Here is a 16605-nt window from a genome sequence, read left to right on the forward strand (position 1 = left end):
GAATGCCACCGGCCGCTCGGCACGTTGCTCGGCACATGAGCGATGATTCCCTCCGCAAGCTCCTCGCCGCGCAGCGCCTGGGCGTGCTGGCGACCGTGAAGCGAGACGGCCGGCCGCAGGTGTCCGTGGTGACCTACATCTACGACCTCGGCCCCGACCTCGTCCGCGTCTCGACCCGCGACCCGCTGGCCAAGACCCGTAACCTGCGCCGCGATCCCCGGGTGACCCTGCAGGTGACCGGCCCGGACGGCGGATCGTGGGCGGCCGCGGAGGGCATGGCGCAGCTCAGCGCGGTGGCCCGCGACCCACACGACGACACCGTCGAGGCGCTGGTCGAGCACTACCGGGACGCCCGCGGCGAGCACCCCGACTGGGACGACTTCCGCGCCGCGATGGTCCGCGACGAGCGGCTGCTGCTGCGGCTGCCGGTCGACCACGTCTACGGCTGGGCCTGAACCCGCGCCGGCTCCGCGGCGGCGTCGTCCCTGGCCGGGGCCGACGCCGCCGCCATGAACTCGGTGAGCAGGCCGGGCACCGCGCGATCGGCGAGGTCGACGGCCTCGGCGGACTCGACGTCGACCGCCTGGTAGGCGCCGTACCCGGCCGCCGTCGTCACCTCGACCGTCGCCAGCCGGAGCCGCCGCTGTAGCAGCGACTGCCGGAACGTCACGCCGACGACGGCCCGGCTCTGCAACGCCGAGGTGGTGCGGCTCCAGGCGCCGGACCGGGTGACGAGATAGCCGTCGGCGACGGTGTGCCCGAGCGAGCGGTACGCCACCGCGGCCAGCGCCAGCGTGATCGGCAGCAGCCCGAGCCCGGCCAGCCACACGCGGTCGTGCATCGCGTCGATCAGCGTCGTCAGCCAGGCCAGCAGGCCGGTGACGCTCGCCGTGACGATGAGCGCCCAGCCGACCCGGCGGCGCAGCGCGCGGAGCGGGTGCTGGCGCAGCGGCCGGTCCAGCGGGCTGCGGTCGGTGCCGAGCACCTGCGCGGCCACCCGGCGGGCGACGTCGATGGGCCCGCGCGGCAGGATCTGCGCCGACGGCGTCATGCTCATCATCGTCAGGCCGGTGGCGATGACGGAGGTGTCGGCCATGCCCATCCACCGCCACAGCAGCGGCTCGTCGATCGACACCCCGCGCAGCCGGTTGTCGTCGCGGTTGACCTCCCGCGTCTTGAACAGCCCCTGGCTGGTGCGCAGGACGGTGCCGCGGTCGCCGGGGACCCGGACCAGCACGAACCGCCAGTTCTCGGCGAAGAAGTTGATCGCCAGGCCGACGACGCCGATGACGCCGACCGTCGCCACCGCGATGGCGACGGTCCACCCGGTGCCGACCGCGTCCCAGTCGGCGAGGCCCTCGACGAAGCCACGCAGGTCGAGGCCGAACATCCGCAGCGCCCAGTACGTGCCCCACAGCAGGCCGGCCGCCATGAAGAACGCCCAGACGCTGAACACGTTGTAGAAGACCCAGGACCGCTGCAGCCGGGCGTACACCTGCTCGTCCCGCGGCGCCGGCGCGGGCTCCGCCTCGGCCGCGTCGGTGCGCTCGACCGGCCCGCCGTAGAGCAGTTCCTGCCGCAGCCGTTCGGCGATCTCTACCCGGACGGCGTCGAGGGTCAGCGCCGACTCACCGGTTGCGCTGTGCTGACCGGCCCCGACGGTGACGACGCGCAGCCCGGTCAGCCGGTGCCGGAACTTCGCCGACGTGTCGACGCTGCGGATGCGGTCGCGGCGGATGGACCGGTGCTGGCGGACCAGCAGTCCGGTGCGCCGCTCGACGTGCTCGTCGGTGATGCGGTAGCGCGTCTTCACCCAGCGCAGCAGGTCGGCCAGGCCGCCGAGCACGCCGACCGCGGTGGCGACCAGGATCGGGCCCATGGTGCCCCAGCTGAGCTCGGCGCCGAAGAACGCGATGGCGACGCCGGCCGGCACCATCGAGAGCACCGTCTTCGCGGTGTCGACCCAGACGACGCGGGTGTCGAGCCGTTGCCACGGGACGCCGGACTCCGGGGCCGGCTCGTCCGGCTCGGTGGTCATGTCGCGTCGCCGGGGGTGCGCTGGGTGATCGTCGCCAGCCGCGCCGCCACCTCGGCGGCGACGGTGGCGTCCAGGCCGGGCACCTTGATCGGCCCGCGCGAGGACGCCGTGGTGACCTCCAGGGTGGCCAGCTTCAGCGCCTGCTCGAGCGGCCCGCGAGTGGTGTCGACGGTCTGGATGCGGGAGATCGGCGCGACCCGCCACTCGCGGACGATCCAGCCGGTGGCCGCGTAGACGGCGTCGTCGGTGACCTCCCAGCGGTGCACGGCGTACCGCCAGAGCGGCATCACCAGCGTGACGACGGCGCCCCAGACGGCGACGACCACGAGGATCGGGCCGAGCCAGGACCGTGCGCCGTCGACGATCAGGTAGGCCGCGAGCAGCAGGCCGGCCAGGACGCCGAAGCCGATGACCGACTGCAGCACCCACAGGCCGATGGCGCGGCGCTCGACCCGGTGCTCGGGCGGGCGCAGGTCGATGGGCTCAGGCACGGGTGATCCGGCTCAGCCGGGACCGGCGGACGGCGATGTCGTAGGTCATGGACAGCTCCTTCGCGTAGGCGGCGACGTCGGTGCCGGGACGGGCGAACAGCTCGGCGGGGATGGCCTCGATGCTGCCGAGCAGGGTGACCGCCATGAGCCGGGGCGAGAAGTCGCGGAACTCGCCGTGCTCCTGGCCCTCGCGCAGCATCTGCTCGAGCTGGCCGACGGACTGCTCGCGCTGCGACCGTGCCAGCTCGCCGTTCTCCTGCCCGCCGATGCCGGCCAGCACCTGACCGAGCGCGAGCACGTGCGCGCGGTGGGAGTCGCAGAACAGCACGAAGCCCTCGATCAGCCGCTGCAGCGCCTCGCGGTAGGTGCCGGCGTCGCCGATGTGCTCGGTGAGCCAGCCGTCCATGAGCGCGTTGACGTCTGCGACCACCTGCTGGAACAGCTCGGCCTTGTGGCCGAAGTGGTACGAGATGAGGCCGGCGCTGATGCCGGCGTGTTCGGCGATGCGGGCGAACGACGCCTTGGCGTAGCCGACGTCGGCCAGCGTCTCGATGGCGGCCTGGACGATCTGGCCGCGGCGGGCGGCCTCGATGAAGGACCGGGATTTCTGGTCGGTCGCTCCATTTCTTGGTCGCATGACCAAGATTCTAGCCACAGCTTCAGACATCCGGAAGGGTGTGTGCGTCGCCGCAGGTCAGCCTGACAGCACGAGCTCGATGCGGCTGCTGCCGCCGTCGGCGACGCGGACCGGGATGCCCCAGTCCTGCTGGTGGATGTGGCACGCGGCGTTCTCGCCGCCGTCGTCGCAGGACGCGGCCATGGCGGCGACGTGCAGCACGCCGTCGCCGCCGGGCGCGACCGTCAGCCGGCGGGTGAGCGCGGTGTCGCGGCCCTCGCCGCCGGTCAGCAGCGGCGCGGGCGTCGACGACACCGTCAGGCGTGTGGCCGGGCCGTACCGCTCGTCCAGCTTCTGGCCGGGCGGCGGGTCGAACACGACCACCAGTTCGACGTCGCCCGGCGCGACGTCGAGGGGCGGGCGCTGGGTGCGGTGCGCCGAGCCGGACGCCGTCGCCGCCGAGCCGAGCGGGACGCGGGTGAGGCGGTGCGCGGCCGACTCGACCACCACCAGGAAGTCGCCGTCGACGACCCCGCCGCTCGGCTCGCGCAGGCCCGTGGCGAGCGTGCTCAGCTCGCCCGTCGCGGGGTCGTAGCGGCGGACGGCGTTGTTGTAGGTGTCGCTGACGGCCACCGAGCCGTCCGGCAGCGCCGTGACACCGAGCGGATGCTGCAGCAGCGCCTCGCCGGCCGGGCCGTCGCGGAAACCGAAGTCGAACAGCCCGGTGCCGACGACGGACTCGACGACGCCGTCGTGGACCGCGCGCAGCGCCGATGTCTCGGAGTCGGCCAGCCAGAGCGTACGGTCCGCCGTCACCGTCAGCCCCGACGTCTGCGCGAACCAGGCGTCGCGCAGCTTGCCGTCGACCAGCCCCTCGTTCGTGGTGCCGGCCAGCACTTGGATGGACGGCTCCTTCGGGTCGAACGCCCAGAGCTGGTGGATGCCGGCCATCGCGACGACGACGGTGGTGCCGGCCGGCGACCAGGCGACGTCCCACGGCGACGACATCGGGACGGCGCGCGGGTCGCCGCTGACGTCGTCGCCGTTGGGGTCGCCCTGCATCCACGGCGTGCCGGTGCCGGCGATGGTCGTGACGTGGCCGTCGGCTAGCCGGACGCCGCGCAGCACGTGGTTGACGGTGTCGGCGACGATCACCTCGTACCCGGTCCACGAGTGGAACTCCGGCGGCAGCAGGGTGAGGCCCTGCGGCTCGCTGAACCGCGCCTCGCCCGGCCCGCCGTCGACGAGGCCACGCTCGCCGGTGCCGATGCGCCGGACCACCGTCTCGAGGTCGTCGGCCAGCTCGACCAGGCTGTGGTTGCCGCTGTCGCTGACCAGGAACGTACCTCCCGGCAGCGCGACGACCTTGCCCGGGAACCGCAAGGTCGTCGGCTCCGGCTCGGGCGGGACGTACGGGCCGTCGCCGCGGCGCAGCGTGCCCTTGGCCTCGTGCACCGGGATCAGCTCGTCGAGGATCGCCGTGAGCGCGTGCGCGTGCCCCTCACCGGAGAACTGCGCCGCGATGTACCCCTCCGGGTCCACCAGCGTCAGCGTCGGCCACGCCCGGACGGCGTAGTTCTGCCACGTCGTCAGCTCCGGGTCGTCGAGCACCGGGTGGTGCACCCCGTACCGCTGTACCGCCGCGACGACCGCCTCGTGGCCGGCCTCGTGCACGAACTTCGGCGAGTGCACCCCCACCACCGTCAGCACGTCGCCGTACCGCTCCTCCAGCGGCCGCAGCTCGTCGAGCACGTGCAGGCAGTTCACGCAGCAGAAGGTCCAGAAGTCGAGCAGAACCCAGCGACCGCGCAGTTCGGCGAGGCTGAGGTCCGCGCCCCCGGTGTTGAGCCAGCCGCCGCGACCCACCAGCTCAGGAGCGCGGACCCGGGCCCGTCCAGTCGATGCCATGGGTCAATTCTGCGCGCGTGCCGTCAGGTGAGGATCGCCGGCGTCTCCCAGTCCTTGCCCAGCACGTTGTGGCCGAGGAAGGCGAACACCGTCTGGTACCAGATCTTCGCGTGCTGCGGCGTGAGGATCCAGTGGTTCTCGTCGGGGAAGTAGAGGAACTTGTGCGGCAGGTCGCCGTCCTCGCCCTCGGCCCGGGAGGCGATCTCGAACCAGAGCCGCAGCGCCTCGCCGATCGGGACCCGGTAGTCGCGGTCGCCGTGGATGACGAGCATGGGCGTGGTGATGGAGTCGACGTGGTGGTGCGGCGAGTTCGCCGCGGCCATCTCGGCCGACATCTCCTTGAGCCAGTAGAAGGCGGCGTCGGTGGTCGGGCCGAACTGGTCGAGGGCCCAGAGGCTGGCGTGGGTGACGATGGCGTCGAAACGGTCGGTGTTGCCGGCCACCCAGTTGGCCATGTAGCCGCCGAACGAGCCGCCCATGGCGGCGGTGCGGGTGTCGTCGATGTCGTCGCGGGCGACGGCGGTGTCGGTGATGGCCATGAGGTCGGTGAACGGGGCCTTGCCCCAGGCGCCCCAGCCGCGGCGGATGAAGTCGAGGCCGTAGCCGGTCGACAGGGCCGGGTCGGGCAGCAGGACCGCGTAGCCCTGGGCGACCGCGAGCCACGGGTTCCACCGCCACGACCACGCGTTCCACGACCCGAGCGGGCCGCCGTGGATCCACAGCAGCAGCGGCGCCGGGCTGGTCGCCGACGCGCCGTCGGGCAGCGCCAGCCAGGCCCGGACGCGTACGCCGTCGGCGGCGGTGGTGTCGACCTCGGTGAGGGTGCCGGGCAGCTCGGGGACGGGCGCGGGCGCCGGCAGCGGCTGGGAGTCCTGCCGGGCGGCGGTCGCGGACAGCCGGACCGGGCGCGGCGGCTCGAGGTACGACGTGCGCAGCGCGTAGAGGGTCTGGCCGTCAGGCGAGACGACGAGGTCGGAGTAGGCGTAGTCGTCGGCGGTGATACGGGTGATCTCGCCGCCGGCGAGGTCGGCCCGGAAGATCGGCGACCGGCCGTCGTCGTCGGACACGAACAGGATGGCCGTGCCGTCGGGCGTCCACACCGGGGCGCCCGGCCAGCGGTCCCAGTCGGCGGTGAGCGACCGGGTGGCGCCGTCGGCGACGGTGATGATCACCAGTTCCTGGTCGACCGGCTCGTCCGGCGTGGAGCGACGGCCCTTGACGGCCGCGACGCTGGCGCCGTCGGGCGCGAACCTCGGCGCCTCGAAGTCGAAGTCGGCGTCGTCGGCCAGCAGCCGCCGCTCGCCCGTGGCGACGTCGATCAGCGCCAGCGAATTGCGGTACCCGCCGAGCTCGGGCACGTTCCACACCGTGACGACGGTGCTGCCGTCGGCACTGACGTCGTAGTCGGCGGCGTCGAGCGACCGGCCGGCGTCGGGGGTGAGGTCGCGCAGCTCGACCGCGGGGTCGTCCAGCGGGGACTCGCCGTCGCGCAGCGCGCCGGCGAACAGCCGCGGCGCGTCGGGCCCGAGGTCGTGGTCCCAGAAACGCACCGGGTAGCGCTCGTGCAGGATCGCGGTGACCTTCTTCTCCTTGCGCTCCTTGCGCCGCTTCTCCTCGGACTCGGCATCGGTCGACGAGGGGAAGGTGCTGGAGGCGACCACGACGGTTCCGGACTCGCGGGCGACGACCACGCCGCCGACACCACCGGGCCGCTTGGCGACGACGCGCGCCTCGCCGCCCTCGGCCGAGAGCAGCCACAACAGCGGAACGGAGTCGTCGGCAGAGTCTCCGGAGGCGGACGGGTCGGGGCGCGCGGAGCCGAACAGCAGCGAGCCGTCGGGCAGGAACGCGGCGCCGCTCTCGCCCTTGGCGCTGCGGGTCAGCCGGCGGGCCGGACGCTCGCCGGCGGGGTCGACCTCCCACAGCGCGGTGACGTACCTCGTGCTCTCGGGGTTCAGCGTCGACACCGAGGTCACCAGGCGGCTGCCGTCGGGTGACAGCGCCAGCCCGCCGGTGCGTGGCAGCGCCACATAGGCGTCCAGGTCGTGGAACGGGGTGGGTGGGAGGTCCGGGGTCTCCGGCGTGGTCTCTGTCACGGTTTCTTACCTATCACGGGAACGAGGCGTCCTGACAGGTCTACCTACGTAGCGGCGGGGCGGTGCTCGTGCGGACGATCAGGCGGGTCGGGACGGTGGTGACCGTCGGCTCGGTGTCGATTCCCGAGCGCAGCCGCTCGACCAGCGCCGTCGCCGCCAGCCGGCCCTCCTCGCGGACGTTCTGCGCGACCGTGCACAGGCCGAACAGCCAGGACAGGTCGTGGTCGTCGACGCCGACGACGGAGAGGTCCTCAGGCACCCGGACGCCGTCGTGGCGGGCGGCGTACATGATGCCCATCGCGACCTCGTCGGAGACCGCGAACAGCGCGGTCGGCCGGACGCCGCGGGCGGCCAGCTCCTCGTACGCGGCGATGCCGGCCTCGACGGTGAACTTGGCCGGCACCGTGAGCCGCGGGTCCGGCTCGATGCCGGCCTCGCGGAGCACCTCGGCGTAGCCGAGCCGGCGGTCCGGCGAGACCGGGAAGCCGAGGTGGTCGTCGGGGTCGCCGCCGGCGAAGCCGATGCTGCGGTGGCCCAGCTCGACCAGGTGCCGGGTCGCCTGCCGGCCCACCTCGACGTCGTCGACGCGGACGGTCGGGATGCCCGGCACGATCGGCCCGACCACCATGACCGGACGGTGCATGGTGTGCAGCGCGGCGACCTCGTCGGCATCCAGTGGCAGGCTCAGGATGAGCAGGCCGTCGGCCCGCTTGCGCAGCAGCTGGGTGTCGAAGACCTTGCGCCGGTTGGTCTCGACCTCGGACAGGTCGTAGCGCAGGACGTCGTAGCCGTGCTGCGCCAGCACCTCCTGCGCGCCCTCGAGGACGGCGGTGAAGTACCAGCCGCGGGCCACCGGCGACACGACGGCGACGGCGCCCGTGCGGCCGGTGGGCAGGCCGGCCGCGCTGGGCGACGCGACGTAGCCCAGCTCGGCCGCGATGTCCTGCACGAGCTGCCGGGTGGCGGCGGACACCCCCGGCAACCCGCGCAGTGCCCGCGACACCGTCGCCACCGAGACCCCGGCCCTGGCGGCGACGTCGACGATTCCAGTCATCGCTGAGTTCTCTCGGCCGCGGAATGGTCCAGGGTCACCCCTTGACGCTACCCGCGAGCAATCCTCGGACGAAGTAGCGCTGGAGGAACAGGAACACGATCACCGGGACCACGATCGACACGAAGGCACCCGCCGACAACAGGTGCCAGGTGCTGCCCCGGCTGCCGACCAGCTCGGCCAGCCGCGCGGTCAGCGGCTGGATGTCCTGGGCGCCCGTCGCCATGGTGATCGCCACCAGCAGGTCGTTCCAGACCCAGAGGAACTGGAAGATCGCGATCGCGGCGATCGCCGGCGTGACCAGCGGCAGCATGATCCGCAGGAAGATCGTCACGTGACCGGCGCCGTCGACCCGGGCCGCCTCCATCAGTTCGCCCGGCACCTCCCGCATGAAGTTGTGCAGCAGGAAGATCGCCAGCGGCAGCGCGAAGATCGTGTGCGAGATCCACAGCGGCCAGAATGTCCCGTTGAGATCCGCGTTCACGAACATCCGCAGCAGCGGGATCAGCGCCACCTGCAGCGGCACGATCTGCAGCGCGAACACCGCGACGAACAGCGTGTCGCGGAACGGGAACTTCATCCACGCGAACGAGTACGACGCCAGGCAGGCGATGGAGATCGGGATGATCACCGACGGGATCGTGATCACCAGTGAGTTGATGAAGTACGTCGACAGCGACGTCCCGCCGTACAGCACCTCGTCGTAGTTGGCCAGCGTCAGCTGCGGGTCGGAGAACCAGGTCCACCAGCCGGACGTCCGGATGTCCTTCTCCGGCCGGAACGACGTCAGCAGCAGGCCGAACGTGGGAATCGTCCACAGCACCGCGATGACCAGCGCGAACAACGAGGCCCAGCGCGACGTCAGCCGCTTGCGGGTCCGGCCGGTGAGCGTCGCCGGCTCGACCTCGGCCAGCTCCTCCTGAAATGCGGGGGTCGGAATCGCCGCGGTCATCGCAGGTCCGCCTTTCGCAGCTGTCGGATGTTGTAGGCCACGATCGGGATCACCAGGATGAACAGCAGGACGGCCAGCGCGGACGCCAGCCCCGTGTCACCCAGCTGGAAGCCCTGCGTGTAGAACTCGTTCGCCACGACGCTGGTGTCGAACTGCCCGCCGGTCATCGTGCGGACGATGTCGAACACCTTGAGCGTGCCGATCGAGATCGTCGTCAGCACCACGACCAGCGCGGGCCGGATGCTCGGCACGGTGATGTAGCGGAACATCCGCACACCGGTCAGCCCGTCCAGTTGAGCGGCCTCGGTGATGTCCGACGGGATCGCCTTGATGGCCGCCGACAGGATCGTCATGGCGAACCCGGCCTGCACCCACACCAGGATGACGATGAGGAAGATCGTGTTCAGCGGTGAGTCGACGAGGAACTGCCGAGGTTCCAGGCCCACCCACACCAGCAGCTGGTTGAGCAGGCCGACCTGGTCGATGTTCTGCTGGTCCGGCCGGTACTCGTAGACGTAGCGCCAGATGATCGACGCGCCGACCAGCGAGATGGCCATGGGCAGGAAGATGACCGACTTGGCGGCCGACTCGATCCGGCTGCGGTCGACCATGACCGCGTAGACCAACCCGATGAAGGTCGCCACGATCGGCGCCAGGATCACCCACACCGCCGTGTTGCGGAGCACGATCAGCATGTCGGAGTTGGTGAAGATCTCGGTGAAGTTGTCGAGACCGATGAACTCATCACCGGTCCGGTCGAAGAGCGACTGGTACGTCGTGCGGATGCCGGGATAGATCAGCCCCACGCCGAGCAGCAGCAGCGCCGGCAGCACGAACGCCAGCGACTGCCACACGTCGGCCCGCCGCCGGGTCCGGCCCACGAGCAGCAGGATCAGACCCATCACCCCGACGAACAGCGCCACGGCCAGCGCCATCTGCCCGAACTTCTCGAAGTTGTTCACGTGTCACCACCTTGATGCGAAGGAGGGGCACCGGGGAAGGCACAAGCGGGCGGGCTACGCAGCCGCAGCCCGCCCGCCTACGCCTGACCCCTTACGGCCAGGCTGCCTCGATGGCGTCGACGGTCTCCTGCGTCTCGGCGCCGATGACCCAGTCGACCATGCCGGTCCAGAACGCGACGGTCCCGACCTCGGCCGGCATCAGGTCCGACGCGTCGAACCGGAACACCGCCTCCTCGTCCTGGATGATCTCGGCCGACAGCTGGTCTACCGGGCTGTCGTACGCGTCGACCGGGACGGTGCGGTTGGGCGACACGTAGTTGCCATTGGCGGCCCGCTGAGCGTGCCAGTGGTCGCTGGACAGGTACGTCTGGAAGGCCTGGACCTCCGGACGCTCCGTGAACGCCGCCGCGAACTCGCCGGCGCCGAGTACCGGGTTGCCGTGCTCGGGGTCGATGCCCGGCAGGTAGAAGGCGTACACGTCGCCGTCCTCGGCCACCTCGACGCCCTCGCCCCAGTTGGACTGGTAGAACGACGCCTGGTGGTGCATCCAGCAGTTGCCGTCGAGGATCGGCAGGCCACCGTCCTCGAACCGGGTGGTGGCGATGCTGGCCGGGTCACCCAGACCACCGTTCACGAACTCGTCGTTCTTGAGGATCTCGCCGACCGTGTCGAACGCCTCGACGACCTGCGGGTCGTTGAACGGGATCTCGTGCTTGTACCACTGGTCGTAGACGTCCGGGCCGGCCGTGCGGAGCATGACCTCCTCGACCCAGTCGGTGCCCGGCCAGCCGGTGGCGTCGCCGGAGCCGAAGCCGGCACACCACGGAATCCCGCCGTCGGCCACGATCTGGTCCGACAACGCCATCATGTCGTCCCACGTCTCCGGGATCTCGTAGCCGGCGTCGGCGAACGCAGACGGCGAGTACCAGACGAACGACTTCACGTTCCCGCTGAACGGGGTGCCGTAGTAGGTCCCGTCGACCGTGCCGTACTCGATCCAGGACGGGTCGAACGACGCCTCGACCAGGGTCCGGGCCTCGTCCGGCACCGGGATGACGGCGTCGTAGTCGCGCACGAGCGTGGCCAGCAGACCGGGCTGCGGGATGATCGCCAGGTCGGGCGGCGAACCGCCCTGGATGCGGATCGGCAGCTGGGCCTCGAACTCGTCGGAGCCCTCATAGGTCACGGTCAGTCCGGTGCATTCCTCGAACGCGTCGAAGGACGCCTCGAGCGGCTCGTTCTCCGGCGCGACGATCGTGCTGTAGACGGTGACCTCGGTACCTTCGAGATCGCCGTACTCCTCCGCGAACGCGCAGTCGCCACCGCCTCCGCTCGTTTCGCCGCCGCCCGCGGTGTCGTCGTCGCCGTCGTCGCCCCCGCACGCGGCCAGGACGAGCGAGACGCTCGCAGCGAGGCCGACAGCCGCCCAGCCCTTGCGGGCGCTGCTCATCGCCATGTCTTTGTCTCCCTCCCAGAAGGGATTCGGTCCGAGCACCTGCCGCTCGGATCTCAGTGCCTGAACGAAAACGTTTTCGCTCGAAAAATGCAAGAGCCCATCGGCAACTTCGCCGTAACGATTACGTCACGCCTCCCGGCGGGTATGACGCGTCACACACTCGACGGTGTCAGGAGTGCCGCCGTGCGGCGACCACCCGGAACCGCGAGGCCACGAACGCGGCGTCGGTGAGGCTCGCGTTGGCGGCGGGGTTGGCGCCGGTCCCGTGGAAGTCGGAGAACGCGGCCGACTGGTTGACGAAGACGCCGCCGGTGAGGTTGATCGACAGCGGCACGCCGGCCTCGACGGCGGCCTGTTCGGCGGCGTCCAGCACGGCCGGGTCGGTGGAGTAGACCGACGCCGTCATGCCGCCGTGCTCGCGGACGGACGCCGCGAAGCGGTCCAGCGCCTGGGCGGTGGAGTCGGCGGCGATGAGGAACGAGACCGGGCCGAAGCACTCGGCCGAGTAGCGGTCCTCGTCGGCGATGTCGACGGCGACGAGGGCGGGCGTGCGGACGGTGGCGTCGGGCCAGGCCGGGTGCTGGATCGGGCGAGCGGCGAGGACGACATCGGTGTCGCCGGCCGTGGCGTCGACGCGATCGCGGACGCCGTCGTTGACCACGGCGCCGAGGATCTCGACCGCGCGGGCGTCGTCGCCGAGCAGCTTGTCGATGGCGCCGGCCAGCGCCTGGCCGAACCCGTCGAAGGTCACCGTGCCCTGGTCGGTGCGGATGCCGTCGCGCGGGACGAACACGTTCTGCGGCGCCGTGCACATCTGCCCGGTGTAGAGGCTGAGCGAGAACGCGAGGTTGTTCACCAGGCCCTGGAGGTCGTCGGTGGAGTCGACGACGACGGTGTTCAGCCCGGCCTTCTCGGTGAACACGACGGCCTGGCGGGCGTGCTGCTCCAGCCAGTCGCCGAACGCCGTGGAGCCGGTGAAGTCGATGACCCGCACCTCGGGCCGGACGGCGAGCACCGCGGCCAGCCGGTCGGCCGGGTCCTCGGCGGCCAGCGTGACGAGGTCGGGGTCGAAGCCGTACTCCTCGAGCACCTCGCGGATCGTCCGCACGGTGATGGCCAGCGGCAGGACGGCGTTCGGGTGCGGCTTGACGACGACGGCGTTGCCGGTGGCCAGCGACGCGAACAGGCCGGGCCAGGAGTTCCAGGTCGGGAACGTGTTGCAGCCGACGACCAGCGCGACGCCGCGGGGCACCACGTGGAAGGTCTTCGTCATGCGCAGCGGCTCGCCCTTGGCCGGCTTCTCCCACAGCACCTCGCCGGGAATGCGGGCCTGCTCGGCGTGCGCATACGCGACCGCCTCCAGCGCGCGGTCCAGCGCGTGCGCGCCGCCGGCCTGAAAGGCCATGACGAACGCCTGGCCGGAGGTGTGCATGACCGCCTGGGCCAGCTCGAAGATGCGCCCGTGCAGCCGCGACAGCACCTCGAGGCAGATCGCCGCGCGGCCGTCGGCGCCGGCGTCGCGCCAGGCCGGGATGGCCGCCTGGGCCGCGCCCAGCAGCGTCGACACCGCCTCGTCGGTGGCCGGCACCCGCGGGTAGCGGACGCCGAGATCGGGCCCGAACGGGCTGGTCTCGGTGGCGACGGTGCCGGTGGCGCCGGGCGTGCGCAGCGGGAAGTCGGCGCCGAGGTGCGCCTCGTGCGCGGCCTGGCCCTCGGCGGCGGCGGTCTCGCCGTACACTCGCGGGCTCGGCGACTCCGGGTAGGCGGAGAAGAACGTCCGCTCGCCGATGGCGGTCTCGGCCCGGCCGAGGAGGTCGCGGTGCCGATCGATCAGACTGCCCAGCGACATCGCGGACCTCCACAGCATGTGACAAACTATCGTCCAGTTGGCTCTACTCTGTCACAGTGACCGCCGGTCGTCCATGAGGGGAGACACTCGAAGCATGGACGCGATCGCTCGTTCGGTGCCCGTCGGCGTGGTAGGCGCTGGGACCATGGGCGCCGGCATCGCCCAGGTGGCCGCGGCCGCCGGGCACGAGGTGCGGGTCTACGACGCGGCCGGCGGAGCCGCCGAGGCCGCCGTCGACGCGGTCTTCCAGCGGCTGGCCCGCGCGGTCGACAAGGGCCGGCTGCTCGCCGAGGAGGCCGAGGACGCCGCGAGCCGGTTGCACGCCGTCGCGACGCTGGAGGATCTCGCCGGCTGCGGCCTGGTCGTCGAGGCGGTCGTCGAGGACCTCGAGGTCAAGCGGGCGCTGTTCGCCGGGCTGGAGACGGTCTGCGGGCCCGACGCGGTGCTGGCCACGAACACGTCGTCGCTGTCCGTCGACGCCATCGCCGCCGAGCTGGCCCAGGGCGGCCGGTTCGCCGGGCTGCACTTCTTCAACCCCGCGCCGCTGCTGCCGCTGGTCGAGGTGGTCAGCGCGGCGCACACCGACGCCGCGGTGGCCGACGTCCTGGTGGCCACGGCGCGGGCCTGGGGCAAGACGCCGGTGCGGGCCGCGTCGACGCCCGGCTTCATCGTCAACCGGGTGGCCCGGCCGTTCTACGGCGAGGCGTTCCGGCTGCTGGAGTCCGGCCGGGTCGACGCCGCGACGGTCGACGCGCTGCTGCGCGAGTCCGGCGGCTTCCGGATGGGCCCGTTCGAGCTGGCCGACCTCATCGGCCACGACGTCAACCTCGCGGTCAGCCGGTCGGTGTGGGAGGCGTTCGGCCGCGACCCTCGGTTCACGCCGTCGGTGCTGCAGGAGCGGCTGGTCGCCGACGGGCGCCTGGGCCGCAAGAGCGGCGGCGGCATCTACGCGGCCGACGAGCCGCCGCCGGCGCCGCCGACCGCCGACCCGGTCACGGACGCGCCATCGACGTGGGCCGGAGCCGGCGGGTTCGACCCGTCCACCCGCGGCTGGAGCGTGAGCAGCGACGACGTCGAGCTGCGACCGGCCGACGGCCGCACCGCCGCGCAGCACACCGGCGGCGGGCCGCGCACCGTCGTGCTGGTGGACCTCGCGCTGGACGGGTCGCCGGCACGGGTGGGCATCGCCGCGCCCGAGCACGCGCCGAAGGAGCACGTCGAGGCCGCGATCGGGTTCCTGCAGGGCCACGGCTTCGCCGTGACGATCCTGCCGGACCTCCCCGGCCTGGTGGTGGCCCGCACGGTGGCGACGCTGGCCGCCGCGGCCGCCGACGCCGTCGACTCCGGGGTCGCGACCGCCGATGACGTCGACACCGCGATGCGCCTCGGCACCAACTACCCGCGCGGGCCGTACGAGTGGGGCGCCGCCCTCGGCTGGGACTGGGTCGCCGGCGTGCTGGACGCGCTGGCCGCCGCTGCCGACGACCCGGGCCGGTACCGGGTCTCGGCGCGGCTGCGCGACCGCGCCGAGACCGGCGCGCCGGGCACCGAGGACGAACGGCGCGACGACCTCGCCCGGCGGGCCGCCGCGGCGATGTGGGCCGCCGACGCCGCGTCGCAGGCGCTGGGGATGACGGTCGAGCAGGTCTCGCCCGGCCACGCGGTGGTGAGCATGCGGGTCCGGCCGGACATGGTCAACGGTCACGGCGTGTGCCACGGTGGCCTGGTGTTCGCGCTGGCCGACAGCGCGTTCGCGGTGGCCTGCAACACGCACAACCGGCGCACGGTCGCGTACGGCGCCGACGTCACGTTCATCGCGCCGGCACACGAGGGCGACCAGCTGCTCGCCGTCGCCGGAGAACGGCACCGGGGCGGGCGCAACGGCATCTACGACGTCACCGTGTACCGCGACGGCGCGACCATCGCGGAGTTCCGCGGCCGGTCGCGGGAGATCCCCGGCACGCTGGTGCCCCACGAGGAGGACACATGAGCGAGGCGTTCCTGGTCGACGGCGTGCGGACGCCGATCGGGCGGTACGGCGGCGCGCTGGCGTCGGTGCGCCCCGACGACCTCGCGGCGCACGTCCTGCGCGAGCTGCTGGCCCGGCACCCGGCGGTGCCGGCCGACGCCGTCGACGAGGTCGTGCTGGGCTGCGCCAACCAGGCCGGCGAGGACAACCGCAACGTCGCCCGCATGGCCGTGCTGCTGGCCGGCTACCCGGCGACGGTGCCGGGCGTCACGGTGAACCGGCTGTGCGGTTCCGGGCTGGACGCGCTCGCCGCCGCCGCCCGCGCCGTGCGCACCGGCGAGGCGGACGTCGTCGTGGCCGGCGGGGTCGAGTCGATGTCGCGGGCGCCGTTCGTGCTGCCGAAGGCGCAGGCCGCGTTCGACCGCGGCAACGCGCAGGTCTACGACTCCACCATCGGCTGGCGGTTCGTCAACGCGGCGCTGGAGTCGGCGTACGGCACCGACTCCATGCCGGAGACGGCCGAGAACGTCGCCGCCGAGCACGGCGTCAGCCGGGCCGACCAGGACGCGTTCGCGCTGCGCAGCCAGCAGCGCACGGCCGGCCGGCGCAAGGAGCTCGCGGCGGAGATCGTCCCGGTCACGGTGCCGCGGCGGCGGGGCGAGCCGGTCGTCGTCGACACCGACGAGCACCCGCGCGAGACCTCGCTGGAGGCGCTGGCCCGGCTGCGGCCGGTCGTGCGGCCGGACGGCACCGTCACCGCCGGCAACGCGTCGGGCATCAACGACGGCGCCGCCGCCCTGCTGGTCATGAGCGCGGCCGCGGTCGAGCGCTACGGCGTCGAGCCGCTGGCCCGCGTCACCGGCGCGGCGACGGCCGGGGTCGAGCCGCGGGTCATGGGACTCGGCCCGGTTCCGGCCACGCGCAAGCTGCTCACCCGGGCCGGCGTCGCGCTGGCCGACGTCGGCAACGTCGAGCTGAACGAGGCGTTCGCCGCACAGGCGCTGGCCTGCCTGCGCCAGCTCGGCCTGTCCGACGACGCCGAGCACGTGAACCCGAATGGCGGCGCCATCGCGCTCGGCCACCCGCTCGGCATGAGCGGCGCGCGCCTCGCGCTGGCCGCGGCGCTGGAGCTGCGGCGGCGCGAGTCACGGCACGCGCTGGCGACGATGTGCATCGGGGTGGGCCAGGGGATCGCCGTCCTCCTGGCCCGCCCCTGA

General features: G+C 72.5%; 13 protein-coding genes. 3 read left to right on the plus strand and 10 right to left on the minus strand.

Features of this window, described 5'->3' with window-relative positions; all coding sequences use genetic code 11:
* Nucleotides 1–35: 35 nt before the first annotated feature.
* Nucleotides 36–455, plus strand: a complete 420-nt coding sequence (locus ACW62_RS23065) for a PPOX class F420-dependent oxidoreductase (RefSeq protein WP_053206453.1) — start codon at nucleotides 36–38, stop codon at nucleotides 453–455.
* Here the strand turns inward: ACW62_RS23065 and ACW62_RS23070 are convergent.
* The 10 genes from ACW62_RS23070 to paaN form a co-directional block, all read right to left on the minus strand.
* On the minus strand, nucleotides 440–2038 hold the full coding sequence (locus ACW62_RS23070; protein WP_083460069.1) for a PH domain-containing protein: 1599 nt from the start codon (nucleotides 2036–2038) through the stop codon (nucleotides 440–442). The two genes, ACW62_RS23065 and ACW62_RS23070, sit on opposite strands and share 16 nt — an antisense overlap.
* Nucleotides 2035–2529: a PH domain-containing protein gene (locus ACW62_RS23075; protein ID WP_053206454.1), complete on the minus strand. Its 495-nt coding sequence runs from the start codon at nucleotides 2527–2529 to the stop codon at nucleotides 2035–2037. Before ACW62_RS23075 ends, ACW62_RS23070 begins: the two co-directional genes overlap by 4 nt.
* A complete protein-coding gene (locus tag ACW62_RS23080; RefSeq protein ID WP_053206455.1) occupies nucleotides 2522–3166 on the minus strand; it encodes a TetR/AcrR family transcriptional regulator in 645 nt (214 codons plus the stop codon). Before ACW62_RS23080 ends, ACW62_RS23075 begins: the two co-directional genes overlap by 8 nt.
* A 57-nt stretch (nucleotides 3167–3223) precedes the next feature.
* A complete protein-coding gene (locus tag ACW62_RS23085; RefSeq protein WP_053206456.1) occupies nucleotides 3224–5053 on the minus strand; it encodes an NHL domain-containing thioredoxin family protein in 1830 nt (609 codons plus the stop codon).
* Between the two features lie 23 nt (nucleotides 5054–5076).
* Nucleotides 5077–7149 carry a S9 family peptidase gene (locus ACW62_RS23090; protein ID WP_053206457.1) on the minus strand — a complete coding sequence of 691 codons (2073 nt, stop codon included), beginning with the start codon at nucleotides 7147–7149 and terminating at the stop codon, nucleotides 5077–5079.
* Nucleotides 7150–7189: 40 nt separating this feature from the next.
* Nucleotides 7190–8203: a LacI family DNA-binding transcriptional regulator gene (locus tag ACW62_RS23095; protein ID WP_053206458.1), complete on the minus strand. Its 1014-nt coding sequence runs from the start codon at nucleotides 8201–8203 to the stop codon at nucleotides 7190–7192.
* 34 nt (nucleotides 8204–8237) lie between these two features.
* Nucleotides 8238–9152: a carbohydrate ABC transporter permease gene (locus ACW62_RS23100; RefSeq protein ID WP_053206459.1), complete on the minus strand. Its 915-nt coding sequence runs from the start codon at nucleotides 9150–9152 to the stop codon at nucleotides 8238–8240.
* The gene (locus ACW62_RS23105; protein ID WP_053206563.1) at nucleotides 9149–10087 is read right to left on the minus strand and encodes a carbohydrate ABC transporter permease; all 939 of its coding nucleotides are present in this window, start codon (nucleotides 10085–10087) and stop codon (nucleotides 9149–9151) included. Before ACW62_RS23105 ends, ACW62_RS23100 begins: the two co-directional genes overlap by 4 nt.
* A gap of 118 nt (nucleotides 10088–10205) precedes the next feature.
* Nucleotides 10206–11570 carry an ABC transporter substrate-binding protein gene (locus tag ACW62_RS23110; protein WP_053206460.1) on the minus strand — a complete coding sequence of 455 codons (1365 nt, stop codon included), beginning with the start codon at nucleotides 11568–11570 and terminating at the stop codon, nucleotides 10206–10208.
* A 169-nt stretch (nucleotides 11571–11739) separates the two neighbouring features.
* Nucleotides 11740–13419, minus strand: coding sequence for a phenylacetic acid degradation protein PaaN (paaN, locus tag ACW62_RS23115; RefSeq protein WP_157574926.1), 1680 nt, complete (start codon nucleotides 13417–13419; stop codon nucleotides 11740–11742).
* 94 nt (nucleotides 13420–13513) lie between these two features.
* On the opposite strand from paaN, the gene paaI reads away from it, so the two are divergent.
* Entirely contained in the window at nucleotides 13514–15409 is a 1896-nt protein-coding gene (paaI, locus tag ACW62_RS23120) for a hydroxyphenylacetyl-CoA thioesterase PaaI (RefSeq protein ID WP_083460070.1), read from the plus strand.
* Entirely contained in the window at nucleotides 15406–16605 is a 1200-nt protein-coding gene (pcaF, locus tag ACW62_RS23125) for a 3-oxoadipyl-CoA thiolase (protein WP_053206462.1), read from the plus strand. Before paaI ends, pcaF begins: the two co-directional genes overlap by 4 nt.

The organism is Jiangella muralis, assembly GCF_001270745.1.
Lineage (GTDB): Bacteria > Actinomycetota > Actinomycetes > Jiangellales > Jiangellaceae > Jiangella > Jiangella muralis.

Bases quoted from the DNA above. Each gene is read 5' to 3' on its own strand.
- ACW62_RS23065 (WP_053206453.1), top strand. From the start codon at position 36: ATGAGCGATGATTCCCTCCGCAAGCTCCTCGCCGCGCAGCGCCTGGGC.
- ACW62_RS23100 (WP_053206459.1), bottom strand. From the start codon at position 9,152: ATGACCGCGGCGATTCCGACCCCCGCATTTCAGGAGGAGCTGGCCGAG.
- ACW62_RS23080 (WP_053206455.1), bottom strand. From the start codon at position 3,166: ATGCGACCAAGAAATGGAGCGACCGACCAGAAATCCCGGTCCTTCATC.
- paaI (WP_083460070.1), top strand. From the start codon at position 13,514: ATGGACGCGATCGCTCGTTCGGTGCCCGTCGGCGTGGTAGGCGCTGGG.
- paaN (WP_157574926.1), bottom strand. From the start codon at position 13,419: ATGTCGCTGGGCAGTCTGATCGATCGGCACCGCGACCTCCTCGGCCGG.
- ACW62_RS23070 (WP_083460069.1), bottom strand. From the start codon at position 2,038: ATGACCACCGAGCCGGACGAGCCGGCCCCGGAGTCCGGCGTCCCGTGG.
- ACW62_RS23105 (WP_053206563.1), bottom strand. From the start codon at position 10,087: ATGGCGCTGGCCGTGGCGCTGTTCGTCGGGGTGATGGGTCTGATCCTG.
- ACW62_RS23085 (WP_053206456.1), bottom strand. From the start codon at position 5,053: ATGGCATCGACTGGACGGGCCCGGGTCCGCGCTCCTGAGCTGGTGGGT.
- ACW62_RS23110 (WP_053206460.1), bottom strand. From the start codon at position 11,570: ATGGCGATGAGCAGCGCCCGCAAGGGCTGGGCGGCTGTCGGCCTCGCT.
- pcaF (WP_053206462.1), top strand. From the start codon at position 15,406: ATGAGCGAGGCGTTCCTGGTCGACGGCGTGCGGACGCCGATCGGGCGG.
- ACW62_RS23095 (WP_053206458.1), bottom strand. From the start codon at position 8,203: ATGACTGGAATCGTCGACGTCGCCGCCAGGGCCGGGGTCTCGGTGGCG.